At 56.1% G+C, this 3,513-nt stretch carries 5 protein-coding genes; all 5 read right to left on the bottom strand.

The genetic code is table 11. The features are described from left to right. Positions 1-141: 141 nt before the first annotated feature. A complete protein-coding gene (locus ACE04F_RS00945) occupies positions 142-1,071 on the bottom strand; it encodes an alpha/beta fold hydrolase (RefSeq protein WP_486104132.1) in 930 nt (309 codons plus the stop codon). Positions 1,072-1,195: 124 nt separating this feature from the next. Beyond that, positions 1,196-1,477, bottom strand: a complete 282-nt coding sequence (locus ACE04F_RS00940; RefSeq protein WP_486104130.1) for a hypothetical protein — start codon at positions 1,475-1,477, stop codon at positions 1,196-1,198. 116 nt (positions 1,478-1,593) lie between these two features. Beyond that, positions 1,594-1,857, bottom strand: coding sequence for a PAAR domain-containing protein (locus tag ACE04F_RS00935; protein ID WP_486104128.1), 264 nt, complete (start codon positions 1,855-1,857; stop codon positions 1,594-1,596). Positions 1,858-1,881: 24 nt separating this feature from the next. Further along, on the bottom strand, positions 1,882-2,415 hold the full coding sequence (locus ACE04F_RS00930; protein WP_486104126.1) for an Imm15 family immunity protein: 534 nt from the start codon (positions 2,413-2,415) through the stop codon (positions 1,882-1,884). After that, positions 2,412-3,513, bottom strand: a 1,102-nt coding sequence (locus tag ACE04F_RS00925) for an RHS repeat-associated core domain-containing protein (RefSeq protein WP_486104124.1), incomplete at its 5' end; no start/stop codon positions are given. The genes ACE04F_RS00930 and ACE04F_RS00925, both read right to left, overlap by 4 nt.

The raw sequence follows: 3,513 nt of genomic DNA, 5'->3' as shown, positions 1-3,513 counted from the left end.
AGGCTTTTCGTGGCGAGGGAGCTTGCTCCCGCTGGGCCGCGAAGCGGCCCCAAGGATTTTGCGTTGAAACAAAAAACTGGGCCTGCTGCGCAGTCCAGCGGGAGCAAGCTCCCTCGCCACGGTATTTCAACGCGGCTGACTTCACTGCCCCAACCCCTCCAGAAAATCCCGGTACAACGCCGCAGTCTTGCGTGGTTTTTCAACCATCGGCATATGCCCGACGCCGTCCCAGATTTCCACCCTGAGGTCAGTGATGCCCTTGCTCCATACCGGTACGCTGCTGACGTCGATCAACCGGTCCTTGCGCCCCCAGAGTAGCAACGAAGGCGCGCGGATGTCGGCCAGGCGCGGTTCCATGGGTGGGCTGGCGCGTAAATCGATGAAGATTTCCGCCAGCTCCTCCCGGCGCTGTTCGTAACGCTCGGCCAGCGCCGCCAGCACCACACTGGGTAACCAGGGCGGCGAGGCCATGGTCATGGCGTAGAACGGTGCGAAATCGGCTCGCGAATGAACCAGGAACGGGTTGTGGCCGGCCGCCAGGTGGCGTTCCATGTCGCTGGGTTCGGGGGCGGTGACACCGGCCGGATCGATCAATGCCAGGGTCAACACCCGCTCAGGCGACGTCGCCGCCAGCCACGCCGCGAGATAACCGCCCATGGAGTTGCCGATCACATGGACCTTGTCCAGGCCACAGGCATCGAGCAGTTCGATCACCCGCCGCGCCTGGGTCGGGATGTCATAACCGCCGCCGGCCTTGAAGCCGGTTTCGCCATGGCCGGCCAGGTCGGGAATCACCACCCGGTAATCGCCGACAAAATGCCGGGCGAAGCGCAACCAGAGGTTCTTGTCGGCGCTGTAGCCATGCAGCATCAGCACGCTGCCGGACGCTTCATACGGCCCGCCCTGCCAGGTCGACACCGTCATTTCGCTGATGGGTACGGTGATCTTGTGCAGCCGGTAGAGACGCGCTTCCAGCGCCATGCCCAGGTCATACAGCACATGGCCGATGCCCGGATACGTCAACCAGCTCCAGGCGATGAACACCGCAAGGACTACCCACAACACCAGCATGTTGTTGCCTCCATACCAAGACAAGGTGATCGAGACCCTGTATCGATGAATTTCCCTTTTTCATGTATAGCCAAAATCTGTGGGGAACCACGTTGATCGGTCGGAATAAATAGTGGGCCAGGTGTTAGCTCTTGCCATTGTTGCGGCTTACCAAGCCGGTACATCCCCATCCCAACCGTAGATCGTGTAGCCACAGCCGTACTGCTCGTCGACCTTGGGCCGCTGTGTCCTTGAGCAACCGCCCGGCCGGGTCGTACTTGAAGCTGGCGCTGCTGTTGTTTTTGTTGCGCAGTTCGATCAGTTGGCCGAGGCGGTCCCAGCGGTAATCGAGCGTTGTGCCGTTGGCGTCCTGGCGCTGTTGGATCAGCCCGGCTTCGTTGTCGTGCCAGGTGGTGCGCTGGCGCAAGGCGTCGGTATGGGTAAGCAGGCGACCTTCGGCGTCGCGGGGTTGACGCAGGCATGGGCATTGGCGCGATCAAGCCAATGCCGGTGACGTCGGGTTGTTAAAGAACGGGGCGCCGGTTAGCGGTGCACGGATCCGCGGGAGCCGCTGGCGATCATGGTTGCACCGCAGGTGGTCTTCATGCCATCCAACGCCACGGGAATGCCGTTGATGGAATAGGTGCTGCTGCCTTCGGCAATCGGGAAGGGGCCCTTGCATAAGGGGCACATCACCATGTGGCCTTTGCCGGCCATTGGTTTGCCGTTGAGGTTGGTGTGGGGGATAGATTCGGTGACAACGCCGCCGTGGTCGGTGCTGTCGCCAAGGCGGATGATGGTTTTCATACGGTCTTCACAGTAGCTATACCGTTACACTTCATGAAATTGTTTGGGGATGGCATATATCCTTACGATATCCTCATTGCAAGCTTGGTCAAAAAACCTACTTTCGTAAAATATGAAACTGTTTTTCAAGTTGCATCTTGAAAAGTGCTCCTGAATTTTTGCAAATTCGATAGATTTTTCATTGGGGTTATTTTGTTTTAAACGTGCTTTAAAATTGTTTTCTTCTTTTTGATTTGGATAGATGAATATATTTGGAATGATGGGGCGATTTTCGAAGGCGTCACCAAAGTCTGTAAATGATATAGCGATGAACAGCTCGTCTTCTGTTATGTTTCTTGCTCGCGCTATAGTTTTTATTGTATTTAACAGGAATGCTGAAAAGCCGATCAAAAAGTCTGTAGTGTTGCTTTTTCCTAAGGCTTCTGAGAGTAGATCTGCTCTGCTGTACCTTGATATGAGTGGAATTTCCTCGAAACTATCATGGCTTTCAAAGAATACATCCATGTCGTTGTATGGTTCTTGACTGATTATAGATTTGTATAGGTCTGTAAGTTTCATTTTTTCGGTATTTCCCATCCGTGATTATTTAGCCAGTCGATTGTTTTATTGGAGAAGGTTACATCGCCCTTTCCTTTGTCATGAATTGTCCCATCAAGATTGTAGCCTGCCCCGCATGGGCAATGTGCATGCCACTGACTGTTGGGTACGCTCTGTTCCGGTCCGTCAATCCGTACAATTTCAGGCGGCGCTTGCTCTCTTTTAACTTTAGTTTGAGCTTGTTTTGGGGTTCCGCCTGATCCGCCTTTCTTTTTGGCGAGGCCTAGCGGATCAACCCACTCCACCGGATTCGGCGCATAGGCATAGACATTAAGCCCACCCGCAAACCCAATCGGATCCTTCCCAATAAACCGCCCCACCTGCGGATCATAGTACCGATAGCGGTTGTAGTGCAGCCCGGTTTCCACATCGTAGTACTGCCCCTGAAAACGCAACGGATTGCGCACATCCGCGCGCTTGGCGGTGTCGCTACGCTGCTCCTTGGCCAGACCCCAGGCCTTGTAGACTCCTGCCCAGGCGATATCGCCCTTTTCGTCGGTCAGCTCCATCGGCGTGCCGAGGTGATCGCATTGATACCAGGCGAACGCGCTGAAGGTCACCGGCTTAGGCTTGTGCTGCCACACCGGGTCGCGGTCGATGTCGTAAGCACCCTCATAGACCGGCTCGGGCAGCAGTTGGATGCTGCGTTGCTCCACCGCCTGCGCCACTGGCACAAAGCTGCCCGGTTCAAAAAAGTAGTGGGTCAGGCGTTCGCTTTTGTCATTGTTGCGGCTCTCAAAGGCCAGCAAGTCACCGTCCCAGCCGTAGATGGTGTAGCCGCAGCCGTATTGCTCATTGAGCTTGGCGCGTTCCAGCTTGTTCCACATCGGCCCGGCTTCGCGGCGGTCGTGGTACTTGGCTTTGGACAGTTTGAACAGCCGCCTCCCCAGCGCATCGTAGGCGAAGCTGACGGTGAGTCGGTCATCTGCGTAGCCGATCAGGCGGTCGTACAAATCCCAGGTGAAGTGGGATTTCCTGCCGTTATGCAGGCGTTCCTTGAGGTTGCCGCGCTCGTCGTAGCTGTAGTGAGTGCCGACGTAGTCGCGGAGCAGGTTGTCC

This window comes from Pseudomonas sp. AGC41 (assembly GCF_057334555.1).
Note: the sequence above shows the minus strand (reverse complement) of the source record. Positions and strands in the feature narration are given on the sequence as shown.

Excerpts from the sequence above, each read along its gene's own strand:
- ACE04F_RS00945 (WP_486104132.1), bottom strand. The coding sequence starts at position 1,071 with ATGCTGGTGTTGTGGGTAGTCCTTGCGGTGTTCATCGCCTGGAGCTGG.
- ACE04F_RS00935 (WP_486104128.1), bottom strand. The coding sequence starts at position 1,857 with ATGAAAACCATCATCCGCCTTGGCGACAGCACCGACCACGGCGGCGTT.
- ACE04F_RS00930 (WP_486104126.1), bottom strand. The coding sequence starts at position 2,415 with ATGAAACTTACAGACCTATACAAATCTATAATCAGTCAAGAACCATAC.